19 protein-coding genes and 1 riboswitch are annotated in these 16,011 nt (G+C 64.0%); of the genes, 15 read left to right on the forward strand and 4 right to left on the reverse strand.

Going from position 1 to position 16,011, the window contains the following annotated elements; genetic code table 11:
• Positions 1-4 precede the first annotated feature (4 nt).
• Complete coding sequence (locus tag NKK50_RS02690; protein WP_352543075.1) at positions 5-1,180, reverse strand: aromatic ring-hydroxylating oxygenase subunit alpha; 1,176 nt, start codon at positions 1,178-1,180, stop codon at positions 5-7.
• A 136-nt stretch (positions 1,181-1,316) separates the two neighbouring features.
• On the opposite strand from NKK50_RS02690, the gene NKK50_RS02695 reads away from it, so the two are divergent.
• From NKK50_RS02695 to NKK50_RS02720, 6 genes are all read left to right on the forward strand, one after another.
• A complete protein-coding gene (locus NKK50_RS02695; protein ID WP_032905606.1) occupies positions 1,317-2,009 on the forward strand; it encodes a gamma-glutamylcyclotransferase in 693 nt (230 codons plus the stop codon).
• Positions 2,010-2,076: 67 nt separating this feature from the next.
• Positions 2,077-2,272, forward strand: a riboswitch (cobalamin riboswitch).
• A 36-nt stretch (positions 2,273-2,308) separates the two neighbouring features.
• Positions 2,309-2,488 (forward strand): CbtB domain-containing protein, encoded by a 180-nt coding sequence (locus NKK50_RS02700; protein ID WP_023670784.1) that lies wholly within the window; start codon positions 2,309-2,311, stop codon positions 2,486-2,488.
• Positions 2,489-2,503: 15 nt separating this feature from the next.
• The gene (locus NKK50_RS02705) at positions 2,504-3,307 is read left to right on the forward strand and encodes a CbtA family protein (protein WP_023690981.1); all 804 of its coding nucleotides are present in this window, start codon (positions 2,504-2,506) and stop codon (positions 3,305-3,307) included.
• Entirely contained in the window at positions 3,300-3,812 is a 513-nt protein-coding gene (gene cobU, locus NKK50_RS02710; protein WP_023690284.1) for a bifunctional adenosylcobinamide kinase/adenosylcobinamide-phosphate guanylyltransferase, read from the forward strand. The genes NKK50_RS02705 and cobU overlap by 8 nt, the downstream gene beginning before the upstream one ends.
• Complete coding sequence (cobO, locus tag NKK50_RS02715; RefSeq protein ID WP_023685228.1) at positions 3,812-4,426, forward strand: cob(I)yrinic acid a,c-diamide adenosyltransferase; 615 nt, start codon at positions 3,812-3,814, stop codon at positions 4,424-4,426. Before cobU ends, cobO begins: the two co-directional genes overlap by 1 nt.
• A gap of 24 nt (positions 4,427-4,450) precedes the next feature.
• The gene (locus tag NKK50_RS02720; protein WP_023670780.1) at positions 4,451-4,765 is read left to right on the forward strand and encodes a hypothetical protein; all 315 of its coding nucleotides are present in this window, start codon (positions 4,451-4,453) and stop codon (positions 4,763-4,765) included.
• Between the two features lie 14 nt (positions 4,766-4,779).
• On the opposite strand, the gene cbiB is transcribed toward NKK50_RS02720, so the two are convergent.
• Positions 4,780-5,769 (reverse strand): adenosylcobinamide-phosphate synthase CbiB, encoded by a 990-nt coding sequence (gene cbiB / locus NKK50_RS02725; RefSeq protein ID WP_352543076.1) that lies wholly within the window; start codon positions 5,767-5,769, stop codon positions 4,780-4,782.
• On the opposite strand from cbiB, the gene cobD reads away from it, so the two are divergent.
• On the forward strand, positions 5,768-6,823 hold the full coding sequence (gene cobD / locus NKK50_RS02730) for a threonine-phosphate decarboxylase CobD (RefSeq protein WP_352543146.1): 1,056 nt from the start codon (positions 5,768-5,770) through the stop codon (positions 6,821-6,823). The two genes, cbiB and cobD, sit on opposite strands and share 2 nt — an antisense overlap.
• On the forward strand, positions 6,820-7,329 hold the full coding sequence (locus NKK50_RS02735) for a tyrosine phosphatase family protein (protein ID WP_023746849.1): 510 nt from the start codon (positions 6,820-6,822) through the stop codon (positions 7,327-7,329). Before cobD ends, NKK50_RS02735 begins: the two co-directional genes overlap by 4 nt.
• A 9-nt stretch (positions 7,330-7,338) precedes the next feature.
• Here NKK50_RS02735 and NKK50_RS02740 read toward each other — a convergent pair whose 3' ends face one another.
• Both NKK50_RS02740 and NKK50_RS02745 read right to left on the reverse strand, forming a co-directional pair.
• Positions 7,339-8,142: a creatininase family protein gene (locus tag NKK50_RS02740; protein ID WP_023805479.1), complete on the reverse strand. Its 804-nt coding sequence runs from the start codon at positions 8,140-8,142 to the stop codon at positions 7,339-7,341.
• Between the two features lie 53 nt (positions 8,143-8,195).
• A complete protein-coding gene (locus tag NKK50_RS02745) occupies positions 8,196-8,579 on the reverse strand; it encodes a RidA family protein (RefSeq protein ID WP_023670775.1) in 384 nt (127 codons plus the stop codon).
• A 255-nt stretch (positions 8,580-8,834) separates the two neighbouring features.
• Between NKK50_RS02745 and NKK50_RS02750 the strand changes: the two genes are divergently transcribed.
• The 7 genes from NKK50_RS02750 (at position 8,835) to NKK50_RS02780 (ending at position 15,856) form a co-directional block, all read left to right on the forward strand.
• A complete protein-coding gene (locus NKK50_RS02750; protein WP_023670774.1) occupies positions 8,835-9,839 on the forward strand; it encodes an ABC transporter substrate-binding protein in 1,005 nt (334 codons plus the stop codon).
• Positions 9,840-9,841: 2 nt separating this feature from the next.
• A complete protein-coding gene (locus tag NKK50_RS02755) occupies positions 9,842-10,666 on the forward strand; it encodes an ABC transporter ATP-binding protein (RefSeq protein WP_352462786.1) in 825 nt (274 codons plus the stop codon).
• Complete coding sequence (locus tag NKK50_RS02760) at positions 10,653-11,504, forward strand: ABC transporter permease (protein ID WP_023670772.1); 852 nt, start codon at positions 10,653-10,655, stop codon at positions 11,502-11,504. The genes NKK50_RS02755 and NKK50_RS02760 overlap by 14 nt, the downstream gene beginning before the upstream one ends.
• A 198-nt stretch (positions 11,505-11,702) precedes the next feature.
• Complete coding sequence (locus NKK50_RS02765) at positions 11,703-13,004, forward strand: cytosine deaminase (protein ID WP_352543077.1); 1,302 nt, start codon at positions 11,703-11,705, stop codon at positions 13,002-13,004.
• Positions 13,004-14,407, forward strand: a complete 1,404-nt coding sequence (locus NKK50_RS02770) for an FAD-binding oxidoreductase (protein WP_352543147.1) — start codon at positions 13,004-13,006, stop codon at positions 14,405-14,407. Before NKK50_RS02765 ends, NKK50_RS02770 begins: the two co-directional genes overlap by 1 nt.
• Before the next feature lie 286 nt (positions 14,408-14,693).
• Positions 14,694-15,275, forward strand: coding sequence for an NAD(P)H-dependent oxidoreductase (locus tag NKK50_RS02775; protein ID WP_352543078.1), 582 nt, complete (start codon positions 14,694-14,696; stop codon positions 15,273-15,275).
• Positions 15,275-15,856 (forward strand): NAD(P)H-dependent oxidoreductase, encoded by a 582-nt coding sequence (locus tag NKK50_RS02780; protein ID WP_023818027.1) that lies wholly within the window; start codon positions 15,275-15,277, stop codon positions 15,854-15,856. The genes NKK50_RS02775 and NKK50_RS02780 overlap by 1 nt, the downstream gene beginning before the upstream one ends.
• The last annotated feature ends 155 nt before the right edge of the window (positions 15,857-16,011 follow it).

Raw genomic sequence — 16,011 nt, forward strand, 5'->3', positions numbered from 1 at the left:
CCGATCAGGCGGTTGCCTCAAGCGCTGCATGCCGCTCGCGCACCCAGTTGTGGAAGCGGTGCAGATCGTACTCCTCCGGCATCAGCACGCCGGCCGCGTGACGCATGGAGCGCAGGCCTTTCTGGTTGATCTCGCAGATCGCGGCATCCTCCTCCAGCACCTGGGTGCCGAAGGCGACGACATTGTCGATGTCCGTCTCAGCCAGCGCCTCGGGCGCGAACAGCCATTCGGCGGTGAGTTCGGTCTGTTCGGGACCGAGCGGCATCAGTCGCACCGTCCTGACATAATCGACATGGCCGACGATGAACATCGAGGGCAGGCTGGTGGCATAGGTCTGTCCGGCCGCACGCTCGGCTGGCGTCAGGCCCGGGAAGACCGGGCCATGGGCATGTCCGTCGCGCGACCAGGTCTCGGCGCCGGCGCGCAGGCCACCCGAAAACTCCGGTGCGTCATTGTCGGCATGGCGGACCCAGTCGGGGTCGTCGTGCCGGCTCATCAGGCCGCGGCCGTATATCGGCACCAGCCGAGACAGGTCCTTGTGGACGCCTGGGCAATGCAGGCACTCGTTGAAGTTCTCCCAGAAGATCTTCCAGTTGCAGTTCATCACCTTGCGCAGGACATGGCCTGATACCAGAGTTTCCAGCGGCCAGTTGGCGAGGTCGCCGGATGCGGGATCGAAGGAGGTCCCGGCGGAGCCGGCCGCAGCCTGCTGAAGGTTCACAAAGACAAAGCCGCGCCATACCGACAGCGCCACCCGGTAGAGCGGATGATCTGCCTTGTCGAAACCATCTGGCAGCGATTTCGAGGGAACGCGCACGAGATCGCCGCGCAGCGAGTAGGACCAGGCATGGTAGGGGCAAGTGATGAGCCGCGCTTTCAGCCGGCCCTCGCTTTCCTGGCAAAGCTGCGAGCCGCGATGCCGGCAGGTGTTGTGGAAGGCGCGCAACTCGCCGGTGTCGTCGCGGAGCACGACGATTTCCTGTGTGCCAACGCGGAATGTCCTGAATGCCAAAGGCTGGGCAAGATCGGCCTCGCGGCAGACGAGCAGCCAGCTTTTGTACCAGATGGCGTCGAGATCGCGCTGGTAAGCCTCGCTATCCCAATAGGCCGATGACGGTAGCGTCGGTTCGGCCCGGCTCAGGCCGTTATAGGGGTCGCGCTCGCTCGGGCTGGGATGCATGGCTGGCTTCCTATGAAGCGTCAGCCGACACCCCGGCAAATCGTTTGTCAATCAGAGTGCCGCATTGCCGGTTGCAGGCGCGGCGCATAATCATGTCGTAGACACGGGACATTCGGAAATTGGGGGGATTCGGAAAGTGGCCGCACGACAGATGTCGCTTACGCCGGAGCTGGTCGCGCGCTGCTGGCGCGAGATCAGGGACCCCGGGCCGGATCCGGACGCGATGCATCTCGATGAAGCCGACTATGACGCGCTGCTGGATGAATTGCAGGTCGAACTCCGGGATAGCGAACCGCTATGGCTGTTCGGCTATGGATCGCTGATCTGGAAACCGGAAATAGATTATGTCGAGGACCGCGTTGCCTTGGCGCGCGGCTGGCATCGGTCCTTTTGCATGAACATGACGCGCTGGCGCGGCACCAAGGACAGCCCCGGCCTGATGATGGCGCTGGACCGTGGCGGACAATGCAAGGGCGTCGCCTTTCGGCTGACCGACAATAACCGGCGCGAGCAGTTGGGCCGGCTTTTCCGGCGCGAAGTCACGCTGAAGCCGACAAGCTACCGGCCGCGCATGCTCAAGCTTGCAAGCGAGGCCGGACCGCTCAGGGCATTGGCCTTCGTCATCAACCGCAACGGCCTGACCTATTCAGGACCGCTCGACGAGGGCAAGGTCGTCGAAAGGCTGGCAACGTCCTGCGGGCACTGGGGGTCGGGCGCCGACTATCTCTACAACACGGTGAAAAACCTTGAAGAGCGCGGCATTCACGATCGCCATCTGTGGCGGCTGCAGCGGCTGGTTGCCGAGCGGATCACCGCGTTGAACCCGTAACGCCGCATGGCGCATTCGCGCTGTTGGCCGGCGGAATTTGGTTTGCCGGATGCGGCCGTTTCAGCCTATAGTCATGCATGTCGTCGGTTCCGTTAGGGACCAAGAGGGAATGCGGTGAGGGCTGACTTGTTGCCCAATGCCGTGGCTGCCCCCGCAACTGTGTGCGGTAGTCCTCTCCAAGCCACTGGGGATTTTTTCTTCGGGAAGGTGGGGAAGGGCGCTGATCCGCGAGCCAGGAGACCTGCCGGCGACAGGGAACTGACTTCGATGCCCTCGGGTGGAGGGCGAAAGGACAAGATATGAATACCGCTTCCGTCTCCCTCGGCGCTTCCGTCTCCTCGCAGTCGCGCTTCATGCAGCTCGTGCTTAGCGCGTTTCTGGGCATTTTCGTCGTCGGCGTTGTCGGTTTCTCGCACATCGATGCGGTCCACAATGCGGCGCACGACTATCGCCATTCGATGGCGTTTCCCTGCCACTGACCAGGATCTGACATCATGAACCTGTTTCGCAACGTCGTGTTCATCGCGGCGATCGCAGGGCTCGTGGCCGGCGTCGCTCTCGCCTGCATGCAGGCCTACGCCACCGTGCCGCTGATCCTCAAGGCGGAGGTCTACGAAAAGGCTGGTGGCGGCCATGAGCATGAGCATGCCGCGGCGCCCGCCGCCAACGCTGCGGACACCAATGCCATGAGCACCGCCGCGCCGGCGGAAAATGCCGTGAGCAGCGCAGCCCCGGCTGGAGCAGCCGCGCCGGCGGAGGACGAAGGCTGGGCGCCGGCCGACGGCTTCGAGCGCTTCGCCTTCAGTGTCGTCGCCAACATTGTCACCGGCATCGGCTTCGCGCTGGTCCTGGTGGCGGTTTCCGAGTTCGCCGGCGGCATCGGCAGCTGGCGCCAGGGCGTGTTCTGGGGTCTGGCCGGCTTTGCCGTGTTCACGCTGGCGCCGGGACTCGGCCTGCCGCCGGAACTGCCGGCAATGCCGGCGGCCGATCTCATGCAGCGCCAGATCTGGTGGTGGGCAACGGTGATGACAACGGCGATCGGTCTTGCCCTTATCACCTTCCGCACGTCGGCGCCCCTGACCGTGCTCGCCGTCGTCCTGATCGTCGCCCCGCATATTGTCGGCGCGCCGCAGCCTGACAGTTTCGTAACGCCGATCCCGGAGAGCCTGCATCATCAGTTCGTGGTGGCGGTGACGCTGACCAATCTGGTGTTCTGGGTGGTGCTCGGCGCAGTTGTCGGCATAGTGCGCACGCGCTTCACCGGCACCGCGACCAGCCTGCGCGACAGCTTTGCCTGATCGCAGTTTGACCTTCATCATCGGCGGTGCGCGCTCCGGCAAGAGCGCGCATGCCGAAACTTTGGCGACGGCGTTGCCGCCGCCATGGGCCTATATCGCCACCGCCGAAGCCTATGACGATGAGATGCGCGAGCGCATCGCGCTGCATCGCTCGCGGCGCGGCGAAGGCTGGGCGACCATCGACGCGCCGCTCGATCTTGTCGGAGCGCTCGAAGCCTTGCCCGACAACCAGCCGGTGCTCGTCGATTGCCTGACGCTGTGGCTGACCAATCATATGCTTTCCGACCATGATCTCGAGGCGGAATGCCGGCGGCTAGCCGACATGCTGTCGCGGCCGCGCGGGCCCTGGCTCGTCGTCTCGAACGAAGTCGGGCAAGGCATCGTGCCCGACAATGCGCTCGCACGCCGGTTTCGTGATGCCGCCGGCCGTCTCAACCAGCAGGTCGCGGCGGTTGCCGATACGGTGCTACTGATGGTGGCGGGGCTGCCGCTCAAGGTGAAATGATGACCGATATCGACGCAAAAGACGAAGAACGCCACCGCGCCAAGATGGCCAAACGCAAGGCGGTGCAGGACGCCGAGGTCGCGGAAAAGACGGTCGAGAAGGGGCTGCTGATCGTCAACACCGGACCCGGCAAGGGCAAGACCACGGCCGCCTTCGGGCTGGCGCTGCGCATGCTCGGCTATGGCAAGCGCGTCGGCGTCGTCCAGTTCATCAAGGGCAAATGGCACACCGGCGAAAAGGACGCCTTCGCGGCGTTCGGCGACCGTGTCGTCTGGCACACGATGGGCGAGGGTTTCACCTGGGAGACGCAGGATCTGAAGCGCGACATTGCGGCGGCCGAAGCCGCCTGGGCCAAGGCGCTGGAGCTGATCGCCGACCCCTCTGTCAGCCTTGTCGTCCTCGATGAGCTCAACATTGCGCTGCGCTACGACTATCTCGATCTCGACAAGGTGGTCGCGGCGCTGAAGGCGCGGCGCGAAGGCCTGCATGTCGTCGTCACCGGCCGCAATGCCAAGCCGGCGCTGGTCGAGGCGGCCGACCTCGTCACCGAGATGGGCGTGACCAAACACCATTTTTCCGCAGGCGTTAAGGCGCAGCAGGGAATCGAGTTTTGAGGGTCTAACTTCGGGAGATGACCGTTGGAACAAGCGGTAATTGTCTATCTTCTTCTGAGCGGCGGTCAGTTCGGGGCGCCGGAAGAGCGGCAATCGGTCCAAGTTCTGGAGGATCGGTTGGAACAAGCTGTTTCGAATGCGCATGTCGGCGAATTTGATGGCGACGAGTTTGGCGAGGGCAAATGCACCCTCTATCTGTACGGGCCAGACGCCGAGAAGCTTTTCCTTGTGATTGAGCCTGTGCTGAAATCCTCGGCAGTGGCCGCCGGCGGTTACGCGATCAAAAGATTTGGCGCGGCGGTGGATTCAAACGCCAAGGAAGTCCGTGTCTCTTGGTGAGTCAGGCGGCGCATCTACTGCGAGATCAAAACATCCAGGTAGATGACGACCGCGGAGAGCAATCCAAACAGCGCGATCAGCAGATAGTCTGCTATCTGGTAAAGTTTCAGCGCCCGCCGGATGTCGGTGCTGTCGGCCTCGCGGCGGCCGCCTTCGCCCATATAGGCGTCCTCGACGACAACGCCGCCATAGCTGCGCGGGCCGGCGAGCGCCAGGCCGAGTGCGCCGGCCATTGCCGCTTCCGGCCAGCCGGCATTGGGCGAGCGGTGCTTTTTGGCGTCGCGCCGCACTGCTTGCCAGGCGTTGCGGGGATCGGCGCCGTCAACGAGAAAGGCGGCGGCAACGATCAGCAACGCGGTCAGCCGGGACGCCGGCAGGTTGATCCAGTCGTCGAAGAGTGCCGCCGCGCGGCCGAAGGCCTCGTGGTGCGGGGTGCGGTGGCCGATCATCGAATCGGCGGTGTTGGCGGCCTTGTAGGCGACGCCGCCGGCCAGACCGCAGACACCTGTCCAGAAGGCGGGCGCAACGATGCCGTCGGAGAAATTCTCGGCCAGGCTTTCGATGGCGGCGCGGCTGACGCCGGCATGGTCGAGCTTCTCTGGATCGCGGCCGACGATGCGCGCAACCGCAATGCGGCCGAGCGCCAGCCCGCCGGTATCCAGCGAATCGGCCACCGCCTCGACATGTTCGGTAAGGCTCTTTTGCGACAGCAGCGACGAGGCCAGGATTGCCGTGATGATCATGCCGGCAGGAAAGAGCTGCCAGAGCAGGATTTGCACGATGAAGGCGATTGCCGCCGGCACCAGCACGATCACCAGCAGCGCCTGCACGCCGCGGCGGCGACGCAGCGCGTCGGAATCAGTGTCGCGGTTGAGCCTGAGGTCGAGAAAGGCTATCAGCCTGCCGAACCAGGTGACGGGATGGCCGACGGCACGGAACAGCCAGTCCGGGTAACCCAGGATGCGTTCGATGGCCAGCGACAGGAAAGCGATCAGGATCGACATGAAGCTTTCTGATGGAGCGATTACTGTGGTGGATCACGGTGGATCCCTTGGCCGGGCGAGGGCGCTCTTCCCTCACGCGCCACAACCTTTCGTCGATCTCTCGACAGGTATCAATCCGCACTCCTACCCGCTTTTCGAGCTGCCCGCCACCGCCCTGTCACGATTGCCGGAGGCCGCGCGCCTGCGTGAGCTGGCCAGGGTCGCGGCCGGCGCCTATGGCGCGCCTTCGGCCGAGAATGTGGCGGTCGCCCCGGGCACGCAGATCCTGCTGCCGCGCGTCGCCTCGCTGGTCAGCCCCGGCAAGGCGCTGGTGCTCGGGCCGACCTATGCCGAGCATGCCAAGGCCGCCGCGATTGCCGGCCATGCGGTGGCGGAGGTCGACGATTTCGAGGCGCTTGCCGGAGCCGAAATTGCCATCGTCGTCAATCCCAACAATCCCGACGGGCGAGTCGTGTCGCGGGAAAGGCTGCTTCGGCTTGCCGAGACATTGCGCGCCATAGGCGGTCTGCTGGTCGTCGACGAAGCCTTCATGGATGTCGGCCCGCACGCGGAAAGCCTGGCCGGCGATGTCGGGCGGGGCGGCATCGTCGTGCTGCGCTCGTTTGGCAAGTTCTTCGGTCTCGCCGGCCTGCGGCTCGGCTTCGCACTTTCCGATGCAGCGACGGTCGAAAGGCTTGAAACGCAATTCGGCCCTTGGGCGGTCGCCGGCCCAGCGCTCGAATACGGCATCCGCGCGCTTGCCGACAGCGGCTGGCAGGCCGACATGCGGCGGCGGCTGGCGCAGGATGCGGCGCGGCTCGATGCGCTGCTTTCGCGCTTTGGCGTTGCTGTCGCCGGCGGCACGACGCTGTTTCGCTATCTCCGGCTTGCCGATGCACCGGGGCTGTTTTCGACGCTCGGCGAGCGCGGCATATTGCTCAGGCATTTTTCCGAGCGTCCCCAGGTGCTCCGCGCGGGGCTGCCTGGAAGTCAGGAGGAATGGCAGCGGCTTGAATCGGCGCTTGCCGACTGGGGCGCACGGCGCGACGATGGGTCGAAGGAGATCGCGCCATGATCCATATCTGTTCGCTGGCAAAGCTTGAGGAGACGGTGGCCAAAAGCGGCGCCGAGCGCGTGCTGTCGCTGCTCGCTGCCGGCACCGAGGTGACGCGGCCGGCCTCAATCGCGAGGGAAAACCACCTGCATCTGGTCATGCACGACATCGCGGTGGCGCAGGACGGCATGACCATGCCCGGCGAAGACCATGTGCGCAGTCTGCTCGATTTTGCCCGGAAATGGGACCGCGCCAAACCCATGGTCGTCCATTGCTATGCCGGCATCAGCCGCTCGACCGCCTCGGCCTATATCATTGCGGCGGCGCTCGCCCCGAAGCGCGACGAAGTCGAACTTGCGCAGACATTGCGGAAGCTTTCGCCCTCGGCGACACCCAATCCACGGTTGATCGCCGTCGCGGATGCTCTGCTCTCACGACAAGGCCGCATGATCGAAGCGATCGAAGCGATCGGGCGGGGCGCCGATGCTTTTGAGGGTACGCCTTTCGTGTTGAAGATCGACGGCTAAGGCGGCCCGCTATGCCAGCCAGTCGGCAAGCTTCGCCTTGCGCACATCCTTCAACAGGGTGATGAAGCCGTCGGCCTGATGCTCCGCCGTCAGTCGGCCTTTCTCGGCCGTGGCAATGCTGGCATCGCCGACCACGCCGTTGGGGTTGAGATCCCCAGCGATCCAGGCGAAAGCGTGCGTTCCGGTGTGGCGCAGCAGCGCAAATTCGGTTTCGGCGCGGGCGACCTTGGAGGCGAAATTGTCGGCCTTGGCCATGTCGACTAACTCCGGGCGAAAATGCAGCATCAACGAGGTCTCGACGTCGCCGCCATGGATGCCATGGCGGTCCTCAAGCTCGGTGTACATGCCGGCGGGGCGGCCGAAGCGCTGCCAGCTGGTCTTCACCGCCAGCATCCTCTCACGCACGCGCAGCTCGCGCGTGACGATGCCCATGATCTCTTCATTGCCGCCATGCGAGTTGACGACGATCAGTTTCCTTACGCCTGCGCGGGCAACGGACAGGCCAAGCTCGGTCCAGGTATCGACCAGGGTGGCCGCCGGCAGGGTGAGCGTGCCCGGCGCCTGCAGATGCTCGTTCGACTTGCCGACCGTTTGGACCGGCAGGATGCGGATGTCGAGATCGCCGGGCAGGCGGGCGATGACCGTCTCCAGCATGCCGTTCATGATCGAGGTGTCGGTTGATACAGGCAGATGCGGGCCGTGCTGCTCGATCGCCGCCACCGGCAGCACGGCAATCGTCGCCTCCGGATCGATCGCGGCGTATTCGGTGGTCCGGTAGTCGCCCCACCACACGCGTCTGTTTGCAACGGTCATGTCATGCCTCTTGACTGTGAGGGAGACCTAGCGCGCCAAACGTCGCCTGTCGATCACCCAGCCGCAATCGCCTCGACCTCGACCTTGAACTCCGGCCGCGCAAAGCCTGACACGATCATCAGCGTCGAGGCGGGCGCGGGGCTGGCAAACAAGCGGTCGCGGACGTCCATATAGGGCCGCAGAAAGGCGCGGTCGGTGACGTAGGCGTTTATGCGCACGATGTCGCCTAGCCCCAGCCCGGCTTCAGCCAGAATCGCCGCTATGTTTTGAAAGCAGAGCTCGGCCTGCGCGCCGGCATCCTCGGGGATCTGGTCGTCCGCCGTGATGGCGACCTGGCCGGAGCACAGAACCAGCCGCTTGCCTGGCGGCACCTCGACCCCGTGGCTATAGCGGGCGAAAGGCGGCTTGATCGACTTCGGCGCGAGGTATCTGAACATGGCAATCTCCTGTCTGCGAGACCAGCCTAAGACGTGACCGATAGTACGTTCAAGATGTGGTGCATGGCACAAGGGCGATTGTGGACAGGCGTCCAAAAAATAGGCACGATGCCTCCCGCACAGCATGACCCGTCCGGTGTTGGCAGTGACTGCCGCGCAAGCAGGCGGCCCGAGCGGTGGCATGTGTCTTGCTTCTTGGATCAATGGTGTCGAGCCCGGCGCGTGACGCTCCGGAGCCAACAAAGGGTGGTGTCGATGTACGGAAAACAGAAGATTTCAGCGCTTGCGGTCGCGCTGCTTGGAGCCGGCACGTTCGGCGCGGCAGCAAACGAGAAGGTCACCTTCGGCACCAACTGGCTGGCCGAGCCCGAGCATGGCGGCTACTACCAGGCCGTCGCCGACGGCACCTACGCTGCATGTGGCCTCGACGTGACGATTTCGCAGGGAGGTCCGCAGGTCAGCGGGCGGCCGCTGCTGCTGGCCGGCAAGCTCGATTTCTACATGGGCGGCAATCTGCTGTCGGCCTTCGACGCCGTCCAGCAGGGCATCCCGATGCGCGTCGTCGCCGCCGATTTCCAGAAGGACCCTCAAGTCATCATGTCCCACCCGGGGCAGGGGCTGGACAAGTGGGAGGATTTGAAGAACGCCGACCAGTACATTCTCGGCGACGAGGGCGTCCAGACCTTCTTCCAGTGGATGGTCATCGAACTCGGTTTCGATGCCGCCAAGCGCGTGCCCTACACCTACAACACCGCTCCATTCCTGGCCAACAAGAAGTCGATCCAGCAGGGTTACGTCACCTCGGAGCCTTTTGCGGTCAAGAAGGAAGGCGGCTTCGTGCCCAACCAGTTCCTGCTCGCCGACTATGGCTGGGACACCTATTCGACGACGATCGAGGTGATGCAGGACACGATCGACAAGCGGCCGGAGGTGGTCCAGTGCTTCGTCGATGGCTCGGCCAAGGGCTGGTACAACTACCTCTACGGCGACAACAAGGCCGCCAACGAGATGATCAAGAAAGACAATCCCGACATGAGCGACGAGCAGATTGCCTTCTCGATCGAGCAGATGAAGAAGTTCGGCCTGGCCGATTCCGGCGACACCGAAAAGCTCGGCATCGGCGCCATGAACGAAGACCGGATCAAGAGCTTTTATGACAAGATGGTCAAGGCCAAGGTCACGCCCGAGGGCATCGATATCAAGAAGGCCTATACGCTGGCCTTCATCAACAAAGGTGTCGGAATCGAGCTGAAGAAGTAATCGTGAAGCTGGAAAAGATGGCGCAGGCGCCCATGACGGCATCGGGTGAAGGCCCGATGCTGCTGACGCTGCGCCATGTCGGCAAGGTGTTTTCCAATGGCGTGACTGCATTGAGCGACGTCGATCTCGCCATCCGCGAGGGCGATTTTGTCAGCCTGCTCGGGCCGTCCGGCTGCGGCAAGTCGACGGCGTTGAGGCTGATCGCGGGCCTGTCGACGCCGACATCCGGTCAACTCGACTGGGGCGGTTCGATCGACCGCGCCAATATCGGCTTCGTCTTCCAGGAACCGACGCTGCTGCCCTGGGCCAATGTCTTCGACAATGTCTGGCTGCCGCTCAGGCTGAAAGGCGCGTCGCGCGCCAAGGCGGCGCCGGCGGTGACGGAGATGCTGGAGCGGGTGCACCTGACCGGTTTCGAAAACGCCGTGCCGCGCGAGCTTTCCGGCGGGATGAAGATGCGCGTCTCGATCGCACGCGCCATGGTGACGAAGCCGCGCATTCTGTTGATGGACGAGCCGTTCGCCGCACTCGACGAGATCACCCGCTTCAAGCTCAACAACGATCTTCTGGAGCTGTGGCAGGACGAGCGCTTCACCGTCGTCTTCGTCACCCACAGCGTCTTCGAAAGCGTGTTCCTGTCCAACCGCGTCGTCGTCATGGCGGCGCGGCCGGGCCGCGTCCATGCCGAGCTTGCCATCGACGCCGCCTATCCACGCGACGAGGTGTTTCGCACCTCGCCCGACTATGCCGCGCTCTGCCGCCAGGCCTCGGACATCCTGGTCAACGCCATCAACACATCAGCCGGACCGCACCATGACGGCCATTGATCAGAATGCCGCAACGCTCGACGCGGAAGAGGCCGGCCGCGTACGCCAGGAGCGGCTGGAGCGGATCGGCCGGTGGGTCTTGCCTTTGGCGATCATGATCCTGGCGATCTGGCTGTGGGACCGCATTTGCGTGTGGAACGCGATCCCGCAATATATTCTGCCGCGCCCCGGCGTGGTGCTGTGGACGCTCTATAGCGATGCCGGGCTCCTGTTCTCCGCGCTGCTGGTCACGTTGCGCATAACCTTTCTCAGCCTGCTGCTCGCGGTCGTCGGCGGCGTCGGACTGGCGGTGCTGTTTGCGCAATCGAAATGGGTGGAGATGTCGTTCTTTCCCTTCGCCATCGTGCTGCAGGTAACGCCGATCGTGGCGGTCTTCCCGCTCATCAACATCTATGTGGACAACCAGACGGTGAAGCTTTTGCTTTGCGCCTGGATCGTTGCGTTCTTCCCGATCCTGTCCAACACCACGCTCGGCCTCAATTCGGTCGACCGCAATCTGCGCGACATGTTCAAGCTCAACGGCGCGACGCGCTGGCAGCAATTGCGCTATCTCAGACTGCCGGCGGCCATGCCGTATTTTCTAGGAGGCTTGAAGATAGCCGGCGGCCTGTCGCTGATCGGCGCCGTGGTGGCCGAGTTCGTCGCCGGCGCGCAGGGGCAGTCGTCGGGGCTGGCGTCGCGCATCATCGAGGCCGGCTACCGCCTCAACGCGCCAAGGCTGTTCGCGGCGCTGATCCTGATCTCGCTCACCGGCATATTGATCTTCCTGGTGCTGTCGCTGGTGTCGCATCTCATCCTGCGCCGCTGGCACGAGAGCGCGCTGAAGCAGGAGCGGTAGGGGGTTGGGTGACGTGATTGAGATGCTGGCGCGAAACACCCCCCTCTGGCCTGCCGGCCATCTCCCCCTCAAGGGGGGAGATTGGACGTCATCCGGGATTTCGCCAATTATCGACGTTGGAAGACGGGTGCTGTCGGAAAAGCTGCCAATCTCCCCCCTTGAGGGGGAGATGCCCGGCAGGGCAGAGGGGGGCGGTCCTTGATACCGACCTCTGGCTCGTACCATCTCACCAACGTCCGCCTTCACCGGTCGCTGACATCAGGTCTTGCCCCCACTTACGACACCGACGGTTTCGCGCTGGCCGACATCGCCGTCGCCGACGGTAAGCTCTCCAGCATCGCCGCGCACAAGAAATCAAAAGCGCCAGCCACCGCCATCGACCTTGCCGGCCGCATCATCCTGCCGTGCTTCGTCGACTGCCACACCCATATCGACAAGGGCCAGATCTGGCCGCGCAAACCCAATCCCGACGGCAGTTTCATGGGCGCGCTCAATGCCACCAGCGCCGACCGTGCAGCGCGCTGGAGCGCCGAGGACGTGGCGCGGCGCATGGATTTCTCTTTGCGCTCGGCCTACGCGCACGGCACCAAGGCCTTGCGCACTCATCTCGACAGCGTGCCGCCACAGGAGGAAATCTCCTGGCCGGTGTTCGAGGCGATGCGGGAGAAATGGCGCGGCCGCATCGAATTGCAGGCAGCCTGCCTGCTCGGCATCGAAGGCGTGCGCGACAGAAAGTGGTTCGAGAGGCTGGCCAAGCGTGTGGCTGCGGCCAAGGGCGTGCTCGGCGTCGTCACCTATATGGTGCCGGATCTCGAAGAGCTTCTCGACAAGGTGTTCGCCGAGGCGAACAAGCACGGGCTCGATCTCGATTTCCACGCCGACGAGACCGACGATATCGCGGCGATCTCGCTGAAGAAGATTGCCGAGGCCGCACTCTGGAACGGTTTTGAGGGCAACATCCTGGTGGGACATTGCTGCTCGCTGGCGCGCCAGCCGGACCTCGACGTGCTCGACACGCTGGACAAGGTCGCCAAGGCCAAACTTGCCGTGGTGTCGCTGCCGATGTGCAATCTCTATCTGCAGGACCGGCGCGCCGACCAGACCACGCCACGCTGGCGCGGCGTGACCTTGCTGCACGAGATGAAGGCGAGGGGCATTGCGGTCGCGGTCGCCTCCGACAACACCCGCGATCCTTTCTATGCCTATGGCGATCTCGACATGCTGGAGGTCTACCGCATGGCGACGCGCATCCTGCATTTCGACCATCCGGTCGGCGACTGGCCGCAGACGGTGGCGGCGACGCCGGCCAAGGTGATGCGGCTCGACGGTGTCGGGACACTGGCAGCCGGTGGCAGCGCCGATTTCATCGTCTTCAAAGGGCGGAGCTGGACGGAATTGCTCTCGCGGCCCGAATCGGATCGCATCGTCGTGCGCGCGGGACGAGCGATCGACAGACAATTGCCCGATTACGCCGAGCTCGACGGACTGATGGTGGAATGATGGATGTTTCGGCGCTCAAACGCGATCTCGACGGGATAAAGCTCGACGACAATCCGGCCATCGTCCAGCAGAAGAGCCGCGACTTCTACTGGTACAGCCCGGTGCTGAAGCAGCAGCTCGACCACGTCACCGGCGACCTGATCGTGACGCCCAGGAACGAGGCCGACCTGATCCGCGTGCTTGCCGCTTGCCACCGTCATGGCGTTCCGGTGACGCCGCGCGGCAGCGGCACCGGTAATTACGGCCAGGCGATGCCGCTGTCGGGCGGCGTGGTTTTGAACCTTGCCGAGATGAACGAGATCAAGGCCATAGCGCCGGGCCGCGTCGTCACCGGGCCGGGCGCGATCCTCGCCGACATCGACAGAGCGACGCGCGCGCATTCCGGGCAGGAACTGCGGCTGTCGCCGTCGACCTACAACACCGCCTCGATCGGCGGCTTCATCGCCGGCGGCTCGGGCGGCGTTGGCTCGATCAATTTCGGCGGTCTGCGTGATTTCGGCAATGTGCTGCGCCTGCGCGTCGTCACTATGGAGGCGGAGCCGAAGGCGCTCGAACTCACCGGCGAGGACCTGCACAAGGTCACCCACGCCTATGGCACCAACGGCATCATCACCGAGGTCGAGATGCCGCTGACTGCAGCCTATGAATGGATCGACGTGATCGTCGGCTTCGACGCTTTCATGCCGGCAGCCCGCTACGGCAATGCGCTGGCACGCCAGGACGGCATCCTGACCAAGCTGATCACGCCGATCGCCGCGCCCGTGCCGCAGCTCTATTTCAAGCGCCACCAGAAGTTCTTCCGGGACGGGCAAAGCATCTGCGTCGTCATGGTTGCCCGGCATGGGCTAGACGCGTTCCTCGCCTTCACCCGCCGCGCCGGCGGCGAAGTCATCTTCAATGCGGCGACGGCAACGGACGAAGAGAAAAAGGGCCTGCCGCCGGGCTTCGAACTGGCGTGGAACCACACCACGCTCAGGGCACTGCGGGTCGATCCCGCGATCACCTATCTGCAATCGCTCTATCCGTTTCCCAACCAGCTGGCGCTGGTGGAGAAGATGGACGCGATGTTTCCGAACGAGGTCTTTTCGCATCTCGAATTCGTGCGCCTCGACGGCAACATCACCTGCTTCGGCCTGCCGCTGGTGAAATTCACCACCGAGGCGCGGCTCAACGAAATCATCCGGCTGCATGAGGAGAATGGCTGCCCGATCTTCAACCCGCACCGCTACACGCTGGAAGAGGGCGGCATGAAGCAGACGGATGAAATCCAGCTCGCCTTCAAGCGCGAGACCGATCCGCAAGGCCTGCTCAATCCCGGCAAGATGATCGCCTGGGAAAATCCGGATTACGACTATCGCTCGGGCCGGACTTTTTTGTTCAAGGGTTTGCAGAAAGCAGAATGAGCAGAGGTTTGAGCTTGAGCACCCCCCTCTGTCCTGCCGGCACAGGCCCTACGCTGCCGCTTCGGGCGTTCGTCGTTTGGAAAGCCAAGCAATTGGCTTCCCATCGGCTTCGCCGACCACTTCTCACCCCCCGCAAGGGGGGAGATTGGCAGCCTGAACGCCGCAGCCAATCTGACACGCTGACAATTAGTGAAAGCGATGCGGCAGTCCGATCTCCCCCCTTGAGGGGGAGATGCCCGGCAGGGCAGAGGGGGGTGCCTCGCGCCGACCCCGGCAATGCCTTCCCATGAAAGTCCTCGTCCTTTACGCACACCCGGTGGAGATCAGCTTCAATGCAGGCCTGCACCGCACGATCGTCGAGCGGCTGACGACCGCCGGCCATGAGGTCGACGATTGCGATCTCTATGCCGAGGATTTCGACCCCAGGCTGACGCGCGGGGAGAGGCTGGATTATCATAACCAACGCAGCCCTGCGGACCCGGCCGCGCCCCATGTCGAGCGTTTGCTGCGGGCTGAGGCGCTGGTGCTGTCATATCCCGTCTGGAACTACGGTTTTCCGGCCATCCTGAAGGGTTATTTCGATCGCGTGTTTCTGCCCGGCGTGTCGTTCAAATTGGCCGACGGCAAGGCGCAGCCGTCGCTCCACAACATCCGCAAGCTGACCGCCGTCACCACCTATGGCGGCAGCCGCTTCCGCGCCATGCTGATGGGCGATCCGCCACGCAGATTGGTCAAGCGGATGCTGCGCGCGACGATCAGGCCCGGCGCCTCGGTGTCCTACCTCGCTCATTATTCGATGAACCTGTCGACCGACGAGACGCGGGCAGCCTTCATCGCCAAGGTCGCGGCCGGGATGGATGAATTCTGATGCGCGTGCTGGTGGTCTATTGCCATCCGGTGCCCGAAAGTTTTTGCGCCGCGATCAGAGATACCGCCGTCGACGTGCTGAAGGCGCGGGGTTGGGAGGTACGGCTGCTCGACCTCTATGCCGAAAAATTCGACCCGGTGATGGGTAGCGAGGAGCGGCGCGCCTACAATGAGCGGGCGCCGGAGGATCCGGCCCTAAAACCGCATTTCGAGCATCTCGCCTGGGCTGAGGCGATCCTGTTCATCTATCCGACCTGGTGGTACGGGCTGCCGGCCATGCTGAAGGGCTGGCTCGACCGGGTCTGGGCGACCGGTGTCGCCTTCAAGCTGGGCAAGGGGCGCATCACGTCGCTGATGACACATGTCACCAGGGTCGGCGTCATCACCACCTGCGGCGCGCCGACCTGGTGGAGCGTCGTCGTCGGCCAGCCCGGCCGCAAGACCTTGCTGCGCGGTATGCGCGCGCTGTGCGCCCGCCGCTGCCGGACGTTTTTCCTGGCGCACTACCTGATGGACGCCTCCACGCCAAGGACGAGGGCGGCGTTTCTGGTGAAGGTGCGGGCGAAGCTGGAGCGGTTTTGAGCTTCTTCACCCTCCCCCTTGTGGGGAGGGTCGCGCAGCAAATGCCGCAAGGCGGCTTTTCCGAAGCGGGGTGGGGGGTCTCGTAGGGCGCACCCCCCCACCCCGTCTCGCAATCGCCGCTTCGCTCCGACTGCGAGCCGACCCTCCCCACAAGG

Origin of the sequence: Mesorhizobium sp. M0001 (genome assembly GCF_040324255.1) — a bacterium.
In the GTDB taxonomy this organism is placed as follows: Bacteria; Pseudomonadota; Alphaproteobacteria; order Rhizobiales; family Rhizobiaceae; genus Mesorhizobium.